General features: G+C 53.7%; 12 protein-coding genes, 1 tRNA gene and 3 rRNA genes. 4 read left to right on the top strand and 12 right to left on the bottom strand.

The genetic code is table 11. The features are described from left to right. Window positions 1-3: 3 nt before the first annotated feature. From dsbA to CU081_RS04160, 3 genes are all read right to left on the bottom strand, one after another. Window positions 4-627: a thiol:disulfide interchange protein DsbA gene (gene dsbA, locus CU081_RS04170; RefSeq protein WP_003861908.1), complete on the bottom strand. Its 624-nt coding sequence runs from the start codon at window positions 625-627 to the stop codon at window positions 4-6. Between the two features lie 27 nt (window positions 628-654). After that, window positions 655-1,641 carry a serine/threonine protein kinase gene (locus tag CU081_RS04165; RefSeq protein WP_003861905.1) on the bottom strand — a complete coding sequence of 329 codons (987 nt, stop codon included), beginning with the start codon at window positions 1,639-1,641 and terminating at the stop codon, window positions 655-657. A 75-nt stretch (window positions 1,642-1,716) separates the two neighbouring features. Beyond that, a complete protein-coding gene (locus CU081_RS04160; protein ID WP_003861904.1) occupies window positions 1,717-1,986 on the bottom strand; it encodes a YihD family protein in 270 nt (89 codons plus the stop codon). A gap of 68 nt (window positions 1,987-2,054) precedes the next feature. On the opposite strand from CU081_RS04160, the gene mobA reads away from it, so the two are divergent. After that, window positions 2,055-2,639, top strand: coding sequence for a molybdenum cofactor guanylyltransferase MobA (gene mobA, locus CU081_RS04155; protein WP_022652091.1), 585 nt, complete (start codon window positions 2,055-2,057; stop codon window positions 2,637-2,639). Then, window positions 2,636-3,139, top strand: a complete 504-nt coding sequence (mobB, locus tag CU081_RS04150; protein WP_003861899.1) for a molybdopterin-guanine dinucleotide biosynthesis protein MobB — start codon at window positions 2,636-2,638, stop codon at window positions 3,137-3,139. The genes mobA and mobB overlap by 4 nt, the downstream gene beginning before the upstream one ends. Window positions 3,140-3,233: 94 nt before the next feature. On the opposite strand, the gene rrf is transcribed toward mobB, so the two are convergent. The 4 genes from rrf to CU081_RS04130 form a co-directional block, all read right to left on the bottom strand. Then, window positions 3,234-3,349: ribosomal RNA gene (gene rrf, locus CU081_RS04145) — 5S ribosomal RNA — on the bottom strand. A gap of 69 nt (window positions 3,350-3,418) precedes the next feature. Beyond that, window positions 3,419-6,323: ribosomal RNA gene (locus CU081_RS04140) — 23S ribosomal RNA — on the bottom strand. A gap of 182 nt (window positions 6,324-6,505) precedes the next feature. After that, window positions 6,506-6,581, bottom strand: a tRNA-Glu gene (locus CU081_RS04135). Between the two features lie 84 nt (window positions 6,582-6,665). After that, window positions 6,666-8,207, bottom strand: a 16S ribosomal RNA gene (locus CU081_RS04130). Together the 16S, 23S and 5S rRNA genes with 1 tRNA gene alongside form the textbook arrangement of a ribosomal RNA operon. Before the next feature lie 455 nt (window positions 8,208-8,662). Here CU081_RS04130 and CU081_RS04125 point away from each other — a divergent pair. Further along, window positions 8,663-9,370, top strand: coding sequence for a FadR/GntR family transcriptional regulator (locus CU081_RS04125; protein ID WP_003862405.1), 708 nt, complete (start codon window positions 8,663-8,665; stop codon window positions 9,368-9,370). Further along, on the top strand, window positions 9,367-10,800 hold the full coding sequence (mdtD, locus tag CU081_RS04120; RefSeq protein ID WP_022652092.1) for a multidrug transporter subunit MdtD: 1,434 nt from the start codon (window positions 9,367-9,369) through the stop codon (window positions 10,798-10,800). Before CU081_RS04125 ends, mdtD begins: the two co-directional genes overlap by 4 nt. Here mdtD and rbsR read toward each other — a convergent pair. The 5 genes from rbsR to rbsA all read right to left on the bottom strand — a co-directional run bounded on the left by rbsR (window position 10,766) and on the right by rbsA (window position 16,193). Continuing rightward, complete coding sequence (rbsR, locus tag CU081_RS04115) at window positions 10,766-11,758, bottom strand: ribose operon transcriptional repressor RbsR (protein ID WP_072200116.1); 993 nt, start codon at window positions 11,756-11,758, stop codon at window positions 10,766-10,768. The two genes, mdtD and rbsR, sit on opposite strands and share 35 nt — an antisense overlap. Before the next feature lie 3 nt (window positions 11,759-11,761). After that, on the bottom strand, window positions 11,762-12,691 hold the full coding sequence (gene rbsK, locus CU081_RS04110) for a ribokinase (RefSeq protein ID WP_022652094.1): 930 nt from the start codon (window positions 12,689-12,691) through the stop codon (window positions 11,762-11,764). Window positions 12,692-12,799: 108 nt separating this feature from the next. Continuing rightward, window positions 12,800-13,690, bottom strand: coding sequence for a ribose ABC transporter substrate-binding protein RbsB (gene rbsB / locus CU081_RS04105; RefSeq protein WP_003862397.1), 891 nt, complete (start codon window positions 13,688-13,690; stop codon window positions 12,800-12,802). A 27-nt stretch (window positions 13,691-13,717) separates the two neighbouring features. After that, window positions 13,718-14,683, bottom strand: coding sequence for a ribose ABC transporter permease (gene rbsC / locus CU081_RS04100; RefSeq protein ID WP_003862395.1), 966 nt, complete (start codon window positions 14,681-14,683; stop codon window positions 13,718-13,720). A gap of 4 nt (window positions 14,684-14,687) precedes the next feature. After that, complete coding sequence (gene rbsA, locus CU081_RS04095; protein WP_003862393.1) at window positions 14,688-16,193, bottom strand: ribose ABC transporter ATP-binding protein RbsA; 1,506 nt, start codon at window positions 16,191-16,193, stop codon at window positions 14,688-14,690. Between the last annotated feature and the right edge of the window lie 7 nt (window positions 16,194-16,200).

Here is a 16,200-nt window from a genome sequence, read left to right as displayed (position 1 = left end):
TTGTTACTTTTTCTCAACCAGGTATTTCACGGTATCAGCGTACTGTTGTACGAAGATATCCATGCTGGTCGTGTCCATACCACGCATATTCACCTGGTATTTGCCGTTAACATACATCGCCGGCACGCCCTGCAACTGGAAGTCAGCGGCAGCTTTTTCCTGCTGTGCCACGAGAGATTTCACCACAAAACTGTTCCAGGCAGCGTCGTAGTCTTCACCTTTCACACCGGCATCTACGAACACTTTACGGATATCTGCCGTAGTTTGTACGGTCTGGGTTTTCTGTACGGCTTCAAACATAGGCGCGGTGATCTTATCTTCCACACCCAGCGCAATCGCGACCGCCCATGCCTGAGTCAGATCTTTGCCCAGTGGGCCAAGGAACTCAACGTGGTATTTCGTCATTTTGGTGCCTTCCGGCAGCTTTTTCTTCACGTTGTCAGAAACATGAAGTACCTGCTCAAACTCGTAGCAGTGCGGGCAGTAGAAGGAGAAGAACTCCAGCACCTGAGGCTCGCCAGCAACAGGCTTGTCTAGCGTAATGTACTGCTTGCCGTCGGTAAACTGCGCAGCAGTTGCGCTAAATGCCAGAATCATACCAGCCAGCGCCAGCCAAATTTTTTTCATGATCAACTCTCTCCTGGGTGTGTCCAATTAATACATCGGCGTTAATTGCAAAGGGGGTTCCTGTAGAACCTTAACCTGCTCGGTAAATGTGGATATCTGGTTGCGCCAGTAATCCTCCCCGGTAAGCCAGGGGAAATTTCGGGGAAAAGCCGGGTCTTCCCAACGCCTGATTAACCACGCGAGATAATAAACAAATCGCATCGCACGTAAAGGCTCTATCAAGGCAATTTCGTCTGAATTAAAGGGGATAAATTCTTCATAAGCTTCAATTATGGTCTCAAGCTGCATGCGCTGCTCGGCTTTATCACCGTTGAGTAGCATCCATAGATCCTGCACCGCGGGTCCCATACGTGCGTCATCAAGATCGACAAATAGCGGCCCATCGCGCCAGAGAATATTCCCGGCGTGGCAGTCACCGTGCAGGCGCAGAGTAGTAATATCATCCCGCCAGCAGGCTTTTACAGCATCAATAAGCTTATCGGTCGCCGTGAGGAAATTATCCTTTAGTGCATTCGGGATCAGCGCCGATGTTTCGAATACCTGTCGCGGCTCAATAAGATATTCCTGAACACCAATCGTCGGACGGGCAACAAACGGTTTTTTACGTCCCGTCTGATGAATGCGCCCCAGATAGCGGGCAACCCATTCCATCTGATCGATATTATCTGCCTCAAACTGTCTTCCGCCCAGGCTCGGAAATACCGCGTAGTAAAAGCCCTGATGGGTCAGCAGCGTTTGGTTATTGAATTTAATCGGTGCCGCAACGGGAACATCATCATCCAGTAGATCGTGGGCAAACTGATGTTCTTCCTGAATTTGTTCTGCGGACCAGCGCTGTGGACGGTAAAACTTTACGACAAAGCGCTGGCGCTCTTCGTCCTGAAATTGGTAGACACGGTTTTCGTAGCTGTTTAAAGCGGTTAACCCGGAATCCACCCGAATACCCTGCTCGAACAGCGCATCCATAATGGTATCCGGGTGTAGTGTCTGGAAAGTAAAAGCCTGGTCGTTCATCCGATCATCCGGAAATTATACGAATGATTCAGGATATCATCTTGTGGCGATTTCGGTGGCTCCGCTTACAAGCTTTTACTCTTTAATTACGCCTCGGGCGCGCAGTAATGCGGTTTTAAAATCCTCTTCATAATCTTTCTGAATGCCAGGAATAACAGCATCTTTAGCCGAGTCACGCATTTTCAGGTGGTAGATCAGGATGTCGTCAGAAAGGTCCGCCAGTTCGCCATCAAAACCTGACTCTTTCGCCAGTTTCTGTAAAAATTGCATCAGATTCAGCTCTGGCTCTTTTTGCCAGGCCGGCTGGAGAAGCTCAATGACTTCATTAAGACGTTTACATTTCATGGTAGTGCTCCTTTCATTTAGAGAGACACGTTAGCAGGGTCAATCCCACAATAAAAGAGGCGATATTCGTGAATCAATGCCAGGAAATCATCGGGGTTGTTCTGGCCGGGGGCAGGGCAACGCGAATGGGTGGAAAGGATAAGGGACTTCAGCTCCTGAACAACACACCATTATGGCAGCATGTTGCTGATACGCTTGCAGATCAGGTGTCATCGCTGGCGATCAGCGCTAACCGACATGTTGATATTTATCAGCGCAGCGGGTATCCGGTTTATCAGGATAACCTGATGGACTACCCCGGTCCGCTGGCGGGAATGCTTTCTGTTATGCAGCAGTCGTACGGAGAGTGGTTTCTCTTTTGTTCATGTGATACGCCCTTCATCCCGTCCTGTCTGGTTGAACGTCTGGTGCAGCGGCGCGGTGGTGCTCCCGTCGTCTGGGTACACGACGGTGAACGCGACCATCCAACGATCGCATTGATTAATCGCTCGTTAATATCCGCGCTGGAAGATTACCTGGCCGCAGGAGAGCGACGCGTCATGGTATTTATGCGCCAGTCCGGAGGGCATTCCGTTGATTTCAGCGACATGAAATCGGCGTTTGTGAATGTAAACACGACGGAAGATTTGCAGATGATGCAGGAGAGAAAATGATACCCGTATTAGCGATCTCAGCCTGGAGTGGCACCGGGAAAACTTCGCTGCTAAAAAAACTGATACCTGCACTTTGCGCCAAAGGCATTCGTCCCGGATTGATTAAGCATACGCACCATAACATGGATGTCGATAAACCGGGGAAAGATAGCTATGAGCTGCGTAAGGCTGGCGCTGCACAAACGATGGTGGCGAGTAACCAGCGCTGGGCGTTAATGACAGAAACACCGGATGAAGCACCGCTGGATCTCGCTTATCTTGTCAGCCGGATGGATCACTCCACGCTGGATCTGGTGCTGGTTGAGGGGTTTAAGCATGAGGCTGTTGCGAAGATCCTGCTATTCAGAAGCGATGCCGGACATGACGTAAGTGAGTTAACGCTGGATGAACATGTGATTGCCGTGGCCAGTGACGTTGCGTTGACGCTGAAAGTACCGGTTCTGGATTTGAATAATGTGGAGGGGATTGCAGCGTTTATTTCGGCGTGGTGTGCAGTCTGAAATCTGCCGGGTGACGGCTTCTTAAGGCCTGCCGTTTTTCAGCAAACAAACGCAAAAAGGCCATCCTTGCGGATGGCCTCTTCACTTGTTTGATGCCTGGCAGTTCCCTACTCTCACATGGGGAGACCCCACACTACCATCGGCGCTACGGCGTTTCACTTCTGAGTTCGGCATGGGGTCAGGTGGGACCACCGCGCTAAAGCCGCCAGGCAAATTCTGTTAATCTGTATCAGGCTGAAAATCGTGTCTGTCTCTTCGCCAAAACACCTTCGGCGTTGTAAGGTTAAGCCTCACGGTTCATTAGTATCGGTTAGCTCAACGCATCGCTGCGCTTACACACCCGACCTATCAACGTCGTCGTCTTCAACGTTCCTTCAGGAGACTTAAAGTCTCAGGGAGAACTCATCTCGGGGCAAGTTTCGTGCTTAGATGCTTTCAGCACTTATCTCTTCCGCATTTAGCTACCGGGCAGTGCCATTGGCATGACAACCCGAACACCAGTGATGCGTCCACTCCGGTCCTCTCGTACTAGGAGCAGCCCCCCTCAATTCTCCAGCGCCCACGGCAGATAGGGACCGAACTGTCTCACGACGTTCTAAACCCAGCTCGCGTACCACTTTAAATGGCGAACAGCCATACCCTTGGGACCTACTTCAGCCCCAGGATGTGATGAGCCGACATCGAGGTGCCAAACACCGCCGTCGATATGAACTCTTGGGCGGTATCAGCCTGTTATCCCCGGAGTACCTTTTATCCGTTGAGCGATGGCCCTTCCATTCAGAACCACCGGATCACTATGACCTGCTTTCGCACCTGCTCGCGCCGTCACGCTCGCAGTCAAGCTGGCTTATGCCATTGCACTAACCTCCTGATGTCCGACCAGGATTAGCCAACCTTCGTGCTCCTCCGTTACTCTTTGGGAGGAGACCGCCCCAGTCAAACTACCCACCAGACACTGTCCGCAACCCGGATTACGGGTCTACGTTAGAACACCAGCCATTAAAGGGTGGTATTTCAAGGATGGCTCCACGCAGACTGGCGTCCACGCTTCAAAGCCTCCCACCTATCCTACACATCAAGGACCAGTGTTCAGTGTCAAGCTATAGTAAAGGTTCACGGGGTCTTTCCGTCTTGCCGCGGGTACACTGCATCTTCACAGCGAGTTCAATTTCACTGAGTCTCGGGTGGAGACAGCCTGGCCATCATTACGCCATTCGTGCAGGTCGGAACTTACCCGACAAGGAATTTCGCTACCTTAGGACCGTTATAGTTACGGCCGCCGTTTACCGGGGCTTCGATCAAGAGCTTCGCGTTGCCGCTAACCCCATCAATTAACCTTCCGGCACCGGGCAGGCGTCACACCGTATACGTCCACTTTCGTGTTTGCACAGTGCTGTGTTTTTAATAAACAGTTGCAGCCAGCTGGTATCTTCGACTGATTTCAGCTCCGTCCGCAGGGACTTCACCTACATATCAGCGTGCCTTCTCCCGAAGTTACGGCACCATTTTGCCTAGTTCCTTCACCCGAGTTCTCTCAAGCGCCTTGGTATTCTCTACCTGACCACCTGTGTCGGTTTGGGGTACGATTTCGTGTTACCTGATGCTTAGAGGCTTTTCCTGGAAGCAGGGCATTTATCACTTCAGCACCGTAGTGCCTCGTCATCACACCTCAGCGTTAATAAGGTACCGGATTTACCTGGAACCTCCGCCTACATGCTTAAACCGGGACAACCGTCGCCCGGCTGACATAGCCTTCTCCGTCCCCCCTTCGCAGTAACACCAAGTACAGGAATATTAACCTGTTTCCCATCGACTACGCCTTTCGGCCTCGCCTTAGGGGTCGACTCACCCTGCCCCGATTAACGTTGGACAGGAACCCTTGGTCTTCCGGCGAGCGGGCTTTTCACCCGCTTTATCGTTACTTATGTCAGCATTCGCACTTCTGATACCTCCAGCATGCCTCACAGCACACCTTCAACGGCTTACAGAACGCTCCCCTACCCAACAACACATAGTGTCGCTGCCGCAGCTTCGGTGCATGGTTTAGCCCCGTTACATCTTCCGCGCAGGCCGACTCGACCAGTGAGCTATTACGCTTTCTTTAAATGATGGCTGCTTCTAAGCCAACATCCTGGCTGTCTGTGCCTTCCCACATCGTTTCCCACTTAACCATGACTTTGGGACCTTAGCTGGCGGTCTGGGTTGTTTCCCTCTTCACGACGGACGTTAGCACCCGCCGTGTGTCTCCCGTGATAACATTCTTCGGTATTCGTAGTTTGCATCGGGTTGGTAAGCCGGGATGGCCCCCTAGCCGAAACAGTGCTCTACCCCCGAAGATGAGTTCACGAGGCGCTACCTAAATAGCTTTCGGGGAGAACCAGCTATCTCCCGGTTTGATTGGCCTTTCACCCCCAGCCACAGGTCATCCGCTAATTTTTCAACATTAGTCGGTTCGGTCCTCCAGTTAGTGTTACCCAACCTTCAACCTGCCCATGGCTAGATCACCGGGTTTCGGGTCTATACCCTGCAACTTAACGCCCAGTTAAGACTCGGTTTCCCTTCGGCTCCCCTATACGGTTAACCTTGCTACAGAATATAAGTCGCTGACCCATTATACAAAAGGTACGCAGTCACCCCATAAAGAGGCTCCCACTGCTTGTACGTACACGGTTTCAGGTTCTTTTTCACTCCCCTCGCCGGGGTTCTTTTCGCCTTTCCCTCACGGTACTGGTTCACTATCGGTCAGTCAGGAGTATTTAGCCTTGGAGGATGGTCCCCCCATATTCAGACAGGATACCACGTGTCCCGCCCTACTCTTCGAGTTCACAGCAAGTGCATTTTCGTGTACGGGACTATCACCCTGTACCGTCGGACTTTCCAGACCGTTCCACTAACACACAAGCTGATTCAGACTCCGGGCTGCTCCCCGTTCGCTCGCCGCTACTGGGGGAATCTCGGTTGATTTCTTTTCCTCGGGGTACTTAGATGTTTCAGTTCCCCCGGTTCGCCTCGTTAACCTATGTATTCAGTTAACGATAGTGTATCGAAACACACTGGGTTTCCCCATTCGGACATCGCCGGGTCAAAGGTTCATATCACCTCGCCGGCGCTTTTCGCAGATTAGCACGTCCTTCATCGCCTCTGACTGCCAGGGCATCCACCGTGTACGCTTAGTCGCTTAACCTCACAACCCGAAGATGTTTCACTTCTGATTGCGAAAATTTGAGAGACTCGAACACACATGAGCTGTGTGTCGTTTCAATTTTCAGCTTGATCCAGATTTTTAAAGAGCAAATATCTCAAACGTGACTCGCAAGTCAGTTTTGAGATATGACGGCAGGTGACTTTCACTCACGAACCAGCAAGTGGCGTCCCCTAGGGGATTCGAACCCCTGTTACCGCCGTGAAAGGGCGGTGTCCTGGGCCTCTAGACGAAGGGGACGTACAGTCTCAATCGCAAGACGCCTTGCTATTTACTTTTCATCAGACAATCTGTGTGAGCACTGCAAAGGCAGGTTCTTTAAGGTAAGGAGGTGATCCAACCGCAGGTTCCCCTACGGTTACCTTGTTACGACTTCACCCCAGTCATGAATCACAAAGTGGTAAGCGCCCTCCCGAAGGTTAAGCTACCTACTTCTTTTGCAACCCACTCCCATGGTGTGACGGGCGGTGTGTACAAGGCCCGGGAACGTATTCACCGTGGCATTCTGATCCACGATTACTAGCGATTCCGACTTCATGGAGTCGAGTTGCAGACTCCAATCCGGACTACGACGCACTTTATGAGGTCCGCTTGCTCTCGCGAGGTCGCTTCTCTTTGTATGCGCCATTGTAGCACGTGTGTAGCCCTACTCGTAAGGGCCATGATGACTTGACGTCATCCCCACCTTCCTCCAGTTTATCACTGGCAGTCTCCTTTGAGTTCCCGGCCTAACCGCTGGCAACAAAGGATAAGGGTTGCGCTCGTTGCGGGACTTAACCCAACATTTCACAACACGAGCTGACGACAGCCATGCAGCACCTGTCTCAGAGTTCCCGAAGGCACCAAAGCATCTCTGCTAAGTTCTCTGGATGTCAAGAGTAGGTAAGGTTCTTCGCGTTGCATCGAATTAAACCACATGCTCCACCGCTTGTGCGGGCCCCCGTCAATTCATTTGAGTTTTAACCTTGCGGCCGTACTCCCCAGGCGGTCGACTTAACGCGTTAGCTCCGGAAGCCACGCCTCAAGGGCACAACCTCCAAGTCGACATCGTTTACGGCGTGGACTACCAGGGTATCTAATCCTGTTTGCTCCCCACGCTTTCGCACCTGAGCGTCAGTCTTTGTCCAGGGGGCCGCCTTCGCCACCGGTATTCCTCCAGATCTCTACGCATTTCACCGCTACACCTGGAATTCTACCCCCCTCTACAAGACTCTAGCCTGCCAGTTTCGAATGCAGTTCCCAGGTTGAGCCCGGGGATTTCACATCCGACTTGACAGACCGCCTGCGTGCGCTTTACGCCCAGTAATTCCGATTAACGCTTGCACCCTCCGTATTACCGCGGCTGCTGGCACGGAGTTAGCCGGTGCTTCTTCTGCGGGTAACGTCAATTGCTGAGGTTATTAACCTCAACACCTTCCTCCCCGCTGAAAGTACTTTACAACCCGAAGGCCTTCTTCATACACGCGGCATGGCTGCATCAGGCTTGCGCCCATTGTGCAATATTCCCCACTGCTGCCTCCCGTAGGAGTCTGGACCGTGTCTCAGTTCCAGTGTGGCTGGTCATCCTCTCAGACCAGCTAGGGATCGTCGCCTAGGTGAGCCGTTACCCCACCTACTAGCTAATCCCATCTGGGCACATCCGATGGCAAGAGGCCCGAAGGTCCCCCTCTTTGGTCTTGCGACGTTATGCGGTATTAGCTACCGTTTCCAGTAGTTATCCCCCTCCATCAGGCAGTTTCCCAGACATTACTCACCCGTCCGCCACTCGTCAGCGAAGCAGCAAGCTGCTTCCTGTTACCGTTCGACTTGCATGTGTTAGGCCTGCCGCCAGCGTTCAATCTGAGCCATGATCAAACTCTTCAATTTAAAAGTTTGATGCTCAATGAATTAAACTTCGTAATGAATTACGTGTTCACTCGTTGAGACTTGGTATTTATTTATCGTCCGAGGACATTAAGAATCCATGTCACTTTGAGTGCCCACACAGATTGTCTGATAAATTGTTAAAGAGCAGTGCCGCTTCGTTTTCGCTGCGGCGCGGGGTGTGCATATTACGCTTTCCCGCTTCAGAGTCAAGCGTTTGTTTTGCTTTTCTCTGCTGACCCGGCGGCGTGTGTGCCGTTGTTCCGTGTCAGTGGAGGCGCATTATAGGGAGTTCTTCTGAAGTGACAAGAGGAAATTTAAAAAAAATTTCTGACCGTATTTTTTTTCACCAAAAGCGATGAGATCCAGCTACAAATTGTTCTATTTGATGTATCTGCAACCACAATCACACCTGAGATGGCATAATTAGCCGCATCAATATCTAAGGAATAAAAGCGATGCCATTAAGCGCACAACAGCTGGCAGCTCAAAAAAACCTGTCCTATGTGCTGGCAGAGAAACTGGCGCAGCTGATCTTAGCGGGTAAATATGCTCCAGGTAGCATCCTGCCCAGCGAGATGGAGCTGGGAGATCAGTTTGGCGTTAGCCGTACAGCCGTTCGCGAAGCGGTAAAAACATTAACGGCGAAAGGGATGGTGCTTCCACGCCCGCGCATTGGCACCCGCGTTATGCCTCAGGGAAACTGGAACTTTCTCGATCAGGAGTTGCTCACCTGGTGGATGACCGAAGATAACTTTAATCAGGTCGTCGATCACTTTCTGGTCATGCGCAGCAGTCTTGAACCTCAGGCCTGTCTGCTTGCCGCCACGCTCGGCACAGCAGAGCAAAAAGCGCAGCTCAATACTTTGATGGAAGAGATGGTGGATCTGAAAAAGCACTTTAACCGCGAGCGCTGGATAGCGGTCGATATGGCCTGGCATGAACATATCTATAATATGAGCGGAAATCCTTTCCTGACCTCCTTTGCTTCTTTATTCCATTCTGTGTACCACACTTACTTTACCTCTATCACACAGGATGAGGTGGTGAAGCTGGATCTGCATCAGGCGATAGTCGATGCCATTCAGGAGAGCGACGGGCAGCGAGCCCTGAGTGCGTGCCAGGCGTTGCTGGCCGCGCCAACCCACCAGCAGGTAAATAAATGACAGAGAAAAAAGCACGCAGTATGGCCGGATTGCCGTGGATTGCAGCCATGGCGTTCTTTATGCAGGCACTTGATGCCACTATCCTCAATACCGCCCTTCCCGCCATAGCACAAAGCCTTAACCGCTCCCCGCTGGCGATGCAATCCGCCATCATCAGCTACACCCTGACGGTGGCGATGCTTATTCCGGTCAGCGGCTGGCTGGCCGATCGTTTCGGCACGCGTAAAGTATTCATGCTGGCGGTGACGTTGTTCACCCTCGGTTCTCTGGCTTGCGCCCTCTCCACCTCTCTGATGGAACTGGTTATCTTCCGCGTTCTACAGGGGATAGGCGGCGCGATGATGATGCCCGTCGCGCGTCTGGCGTTATTGCGCGCCTATCCGCGCAGCGAACTGCTCCCGGTGCTCAACTTTGTGACTATGCCGGGGCTGGTCGGCCCGATACTTGGCCCGGTTCTCGGCGGCGTCCTGGTGACCTGGGCAAGCTGGCACTGGATCTTCCTGATTAATATTCCGATTGGTGTGGCAGGGCTGATTTATGCTCGCAAATATATGCCGAACTTCACCACGCCAAGACGCAGCTTCGATATGGGCGGCTTCTTTCTATTTGGCCTGAGCCTGGTCCTGTTCTCCAGCGGGATGGAGCTGTTTGGCGAGAAAATCGTAGCGACGTGGCTGGCGCTGGCCGTCATCCTCAGCGGTATTCTGCTGTTCCTTCTATATATACGTCATGCGCGTCGCCATCCGACACCGCTTATCTCTTTATCTCTGTTTAACACCCGAACGTTCTCCGTCGGGATTGCGGGCAACATTGCCTCACGTCTGGGCACGGGCTGCGTACCGTTCCTGATGCCGCTGATGCTCCAGGTCGGTTTCGGCTATCCGGCCCTGATTGCTGGCTGCATGATGGCGCCCACGGCGATGGGCTCGATTCTGGCAAAATCGACGGTCACGCAGGTGCTGCGCTGGTTTGGCTATCGTAAGACGCTGGTTGGCGTGACGATCTTTATCGGATTGATGATTGCGCAGTTCTCTCTGCAATCTGCGGCGTTACCAATCTGGATGCTGATCCTGCCGCTGTTTGTGCTGGGTATGGCCATGTCGACGCAGTTTACGTCGATGAACACCATCACCCTTGCGGACCTCACCGACGAGAATGCCAGCAGCGGCAACAGCGTACTGGCGGTCACTCAACAGCTGTCGATCAGCCTCGGGGTTGCCGTGAGCGCGGCGGTACTGCGGTTTTATGAAGGGTTTGACGGTACAAATACCGTTGAGCAGTTCCACTATACCTTTATCACCATGGGCGCGCTTACCGTGGTATCGGCGGTGGTCTTTATGTTGTTAAAACCAAAAGACGGCCGGAACCTGATTAAAGAGCGTCACAAAGAGAAGGCTAAACCGAACCGCGTTCCATCAGAACAGGAGTAAGCTGCAAACGTTGCTGTTGCAGCGTGGGCTGGGCCATGCGGTGGATCAACACATCGATGGCCAGCTCGCCCAGTTCATCTTTCGGCTGATGGATGGTGGTCAGCGGCGGCGTCATGTAGCGCGCCAGTTCGATATCATCGTAACCGACGATCGCCATGTCGTCCGGGACACGTAATCCCGCCTGATAAAGCGCCTGATAAGCTCCGAATGCCATCGCATCATTACCGATAAACACCGCCTGCGGGCGCGGCTCTTGCGCCAGCAATTTCTGCATTGCTTCAAATCCACCGTTAAATTCGAAATCGCCGGTGATGCAATAGCCATCAGGAATGGCAAGCCCCGCACGTTCCATGGCCGAAAGATAGCCTTCCAGACGCAAGCGCGCCGGGGTTTTATCCAGCGGGCCGGTAATACAGGCAATGCGGGTATGACCTTTATCGATCAGATGCTGAGTCGCCATATCGCCGCCCAGCAGCGAGTTATCCTGGATCAGATCGCTGGTGCCGTCGAACGGCGCCCAGTCCATCATCACCGTGGGAATAGAAGGGTAGCGCTGGATGATCTCTTTCGAAGGTTGATGCGTTTCGGTACAGAGCAGCAGCAGCCCGTCGACGCGTTTTTGCATCAGCGTTTCCAGGTTACGGTTCATGCGCTGCTCATCGCCTTCGGTATTACACAGCACCAGGCTGTAGCCGCGCTCGAAGCAGCTGCGCTCCACGCCGCGCACCAGTTCAGAATAAAAAGGGTTGGTACTGGCCGTGATCAGCATGCCGATGGTGCGCGTCTGGTTGAGCTTCAGGCTGCGGGCCAGCGCAGACGGCGCATAGTTGAGTTCTTTAATTGCAGCGTCAACTTTCTCCCGAATCGCCTCGCTGACGAAGCGATCGTTATTGATAACGTGGGAAACAGTCGAGGTAGAAACGCCCGCCATACGGGCGACATCTTTCATTGTGGCCAAGCGTTACCCCTGCTGACTTAAGAATTCATCAATCTCTTTACGCCATGGAACAGAAGGCTGAGCGCCTTTACGCGTCACCGCGATCGCAGCGGCGGCATGCGCGAAGCGGATCGCTTCATCCATTGCTTTTCCTTCCAGCAGCGCCGTTACCAGCGCACCGTTGAAGGTGTCTCCTGCGGCGATGGTATCAATGGCTTTGACCTTAAAGCCCGGCACGCGACGACCTTCGCCATTGACGCTAGCCCACACCCCACGGCTGCCGAGGGTGATGATCACGGTGCCGATGCCTTTATCATGCAGCGCAAGCGCGGCACGCGCTGCATCGTCATCATTTTCGACACGGATACCCGTCAGCTTTTCCGCTTCGGTTTCGTTCGGGGTGATAATATCCACCAGCGCCAGCAGCTCGTCTGATAATACACGGGCAGGTGCCGGGTTAAGTACGACAGAGGTATGATTTTCATGCGCAATTTTCGCAGCGGCCAGCACGCTTTCAACCGGTGACTCCAGCTGCATCAGCAGGGCTTCCGCTCCGGCGATGATTCCACGCTGCGCTTCGACGCGTTCAGTCGTTAACGCGGCATTAGCCCCTGCATGAATACCGATGACATTCTCACCTTCCGCATTGACGAAAATCAGCGCCACGCCGGTAGATTCCCCTGCAACCACGCTGACGGGTGCGATGTCGATGTTGTCGCTTGCGAGCTGTTTGCGTACGCGCTCGCCGGTATCGTCATCACCCGTACAGGCGATAAACGCGATATTCGCCCCGCTGCGTCCGGCGGCAACCGCCTGGTTTGCGCCCTTACCGCCGAACGCCACCTGATACTGATTGCCGGTGACGGTTTCGCCCGGAGTGGGGAACGTTTCAAGGTTAAGAATGTGATCGGCATTGATACTGCCAAGGACGACGAGGTTGCCTGCGGTTTTCATGTATTGAGGTGTCCATCTGAGAGCGCCACCGGTATTACCCGGTGGCGTATGCCACACTTTTCTTTTATTTGGTGTCCCTCAGGCAGCCAGCGACTGCCTGAATCGCCTTTACTGCTTAATGACCAGTTTCAGGTCAACAGGATATTTGGCCTGAACTTTTTCGCCCTTCAGCACTTTATCGGCAGTTTGCACGCCAGTCGCGCCAATCTGCTCAGGCAGCTGAGCGATGGTCGCAGCCAGTTTGCCATCATTTACTGCTTTTTCACCATCCGGCGTGCCGTCAAATCCGACAACCATCACATCTGATTTACCCGCAGTCTGGAGCGCACGCAGCGCACCGAGCGCCATTTCGTCGTTCTGTGCGAATACCGCCTGCACATCAGGATGCGCGGTCAGCAGGTTCTGCATGACGTTCAGACCCTTTGTACGGTCGAAGTCTGCCGGCTGGCTCGCCAGCACGTTGAATTTGTGCGCCGCTACAGCCTGCTGGAAACCCTCACCACGTTCACGGGCCGCGGAAGTCCCGGCGATACCCTGCAACTCAATCACTTTCGCGCCTTCACCGGCTTTCTTCGCGATGTAGTCGCCGGCGATTTTACCGCCCAGTACGTTATCAGACGCAATGTGGCTGACCACATCCCCTTTCGTTGCCTGACGGTCAAGGGTGATTACCGGGATCTTCGCCTGGTTTGCCATCTTCACGGCATTACCGACCGCGTCGGAATCGGTTGGGTTGATCAGCAGGATTTTGGTGCCACGAACGGTTAAGTCCTGAACGTTAGCCAGCTCTTTCGCCGGGTTGTTCTGAGAATCCAGCACCACCAGGTTGTAGCCCAGTTTATCTGCTTCTTTCTGCGCGCCATCCTTCAGGGAGACGAAGAACGGGTTGTTCAGGGTAGAGACAACCAGCGCGATGGTGTCCTTCGCCATGGCGTTAGCACTTACGGTTGCGCTCAGCGCGACAGCAGAAACCAGGGTAGCCAGTTTTTTCATGTTCATATCTAAGATGTCCTGTAGTGTCGTCAGTTACTGTTTTTTGTTGTCTACCAGTACCGCCAGCAAAATCACCACTGCCTTAACGATCATCTGGTAATAGGAGGAAACACCTAACAAATTCAAACCATTATTCAGGAAACCGAGGATCAGTGCGCCGATCAATGTCCCAACAATGCGACCTTTACCGCCCGCAAGACTCGTACCGCCCAGAACCACTGCCGCGATGGCATCCAGCTCATAGCCCGTACCCGCCGTTGGCTGTGCGGAAGAGAGGCGCGCCACTTCGATGATGCCCGCCAGAGACGCCAGCAGGCCGCACAGGGAGTAAACGATAATTTTGACTTTATTAACGCTGATACCGGACAGGCGCGTTGCCGCTTCGTTACCGCCCAGCGCATAGATATAACGACCCAGACGGGTATGGTGCAGCATGTACCACGCCGCCAGGAAAACGATAGCCATGATCCAGACCGGGGTCGGGACACCCAGCGGGCGACCGATACCGAACCAGCCAAACAGATCGGCGTTATCGGTAAAGCCGGTATTAATCGGGCTGCCGTTGGTGTACACCATGGTCACACCGCGCAGCAGCAGCATCATCACCAGCGTGGCGATGAACGCCTGAACGCGACCTTTCGCCACAATTACGCCGGTTACGGCGCCAATTGCCGCACCTGCCGCCAGCGCAGCGGCAACGGCCACCAGCGCGTTGACCTCAATACCGACAATCGACGCGGCGATCGCGCCGGTGAGGGCCAGCAGGGAACCGACGGACAGATCGATACCCGAGGTCAAAATCACCAGCGTCATCCCCACCGCCATAATGGCGTTGACAGAGGTCTGCTGAAGAATGTTGAACAGGTTATTGACGGTAAAAAAGTTCGGGCTCATGGTCGAGACAATCGCGATCAGCACCAGCAGGGCAATCAGCGATTTTTGTTCCATCAGCCATGCCTTTGTGAAATAGCGGCGACCAGAAACAGCCTGGGTAGTCATCTTCTTACTCCTGATTCACGCGATTAAGCTTGCCCACAGCGGCAGCCATCAGAACTTCCTGGGTGGCCTGCTCGCGAGTGAATTCACCGCCGAGATGCCCTTCATGCATGACGATAATGCGATCGCTCATGCCTAATACTTCTGGCATCTCGGAAGAGACCAGAATGATGCTCAGACCGTCGGCCTTGAACTGGTTAATCAGCTGATAGATCTCTTTTTTCGCGCCCACGTCCACGCCGCGGGTGGGCTCATCGAGGATCAGTACTTTCGGGCGCGTCATCAACCCGCGGGCAATCGCCACTTTCTGCTGATTACCGCCGGACAACAGGCCAATCGCCTGCTCCATCGATGGGGTTTTAACGTTAAAGAGACGGATAAAATCGCTGACCGCCTGCTGCTCATCTTTGTGTTTCAGGCTGCCGCCGCTGCGGCTGAAATAGCCTAGCGCAGTCAGAGACATGTTCTCTTTTACCGACATGCCCAGCACTAAGCCGTCGCGCTTACGGTCTTCAGAGATATAGACGATGCCATTCGCCAGCCCGTCCTGCGGCGAGCGGGTGACCACTTCATGGCCGTCAAGGGTAACGTAGCCGCTGGTGCGCGGCAGTGCGCCATAGAGCACTTTCATCAGTTCAGTACGCCCCGCCCCCATCAGGCCCGCGACGCCAAGGATCTCGCCCTTGCGCAGGGTAAAGGAGACGTCATTCACGCCCGGTCCGCAGAGGTTATCCACCTTCAGGCGGATCTCACCCGGCGCTTTTTCCAGATGTGGATACTGATCTTCGAGCTTACGTCCCACCATCATTTCGATCAGCGAATCTTCGGTCAGGGTTGCTACTTCGCGCTCGGCAATAAACTGCCCGTCGCGAAAGACGGTGACGTCGTCGCAGATTTCGAAGATCTCTTTCATGCGGTGTGAGATATAGACAATGCCGCGGCCCTGGGATTTCAGCTCACGGATCACGCGGAACAAGGATTCGGTTTCGGTATCGGTCAGGGCGTCGGTCGGTTCATCCATAATGATGACCTTCGACTCGAAGCTCAGCACCTTCGCGATTTCCACCATCTGCTGATCGCCGATGGAAAGGTCGCCCACCAGTCGGTCGCTCTTAAAGCGCAGATTCAGCTTCGCCAGCAGTTTGTCCGCTTCGGCATACATGGTTTTCCAGTCGATTTTGCCAAACCGGTTCACGAACTCACGGCCGAGGAAGATGTTCTCCGCAATGGTGAGCTGCGGGATCAGGTTCAGCTCCTGGTGGATGATGCCGATGCCCGCTTCCTGAGAGGATTTCGGGCCGTTGAAGGTGGTCTCTTTACCCAGCCACAGCAGCGAACCGGCATCGCGTTGGTAGATACCGGTCAGCACTTTCATCATGGTGGATTTGCCGGCGCCGTTTTCGCCCACCAGCGCCATGACGCGCCCGGAATAGACGTTCAGCGCCGCGCCGGAGAGGGCTTTTACGCCCGGGAACGATTTATCGATCCCTTTGAGTTGCAGTAATGCGTCCATGATGGCC

It is taken from the genome of Enterobacter sp. CRENT-193, from assembly GCF_002787395.1.
GTDB classification, from domain to species: domain Bacteria; phylum Pseudomonadota; class Gammaproteobacteria; order Enterobacterales; family Enterobacteriaceae; genus Enterobacter; species Enterobacter hormaechei_C.
This window is presented reverse-complemented; position numbering and strand designations above follow the sequence as displayed.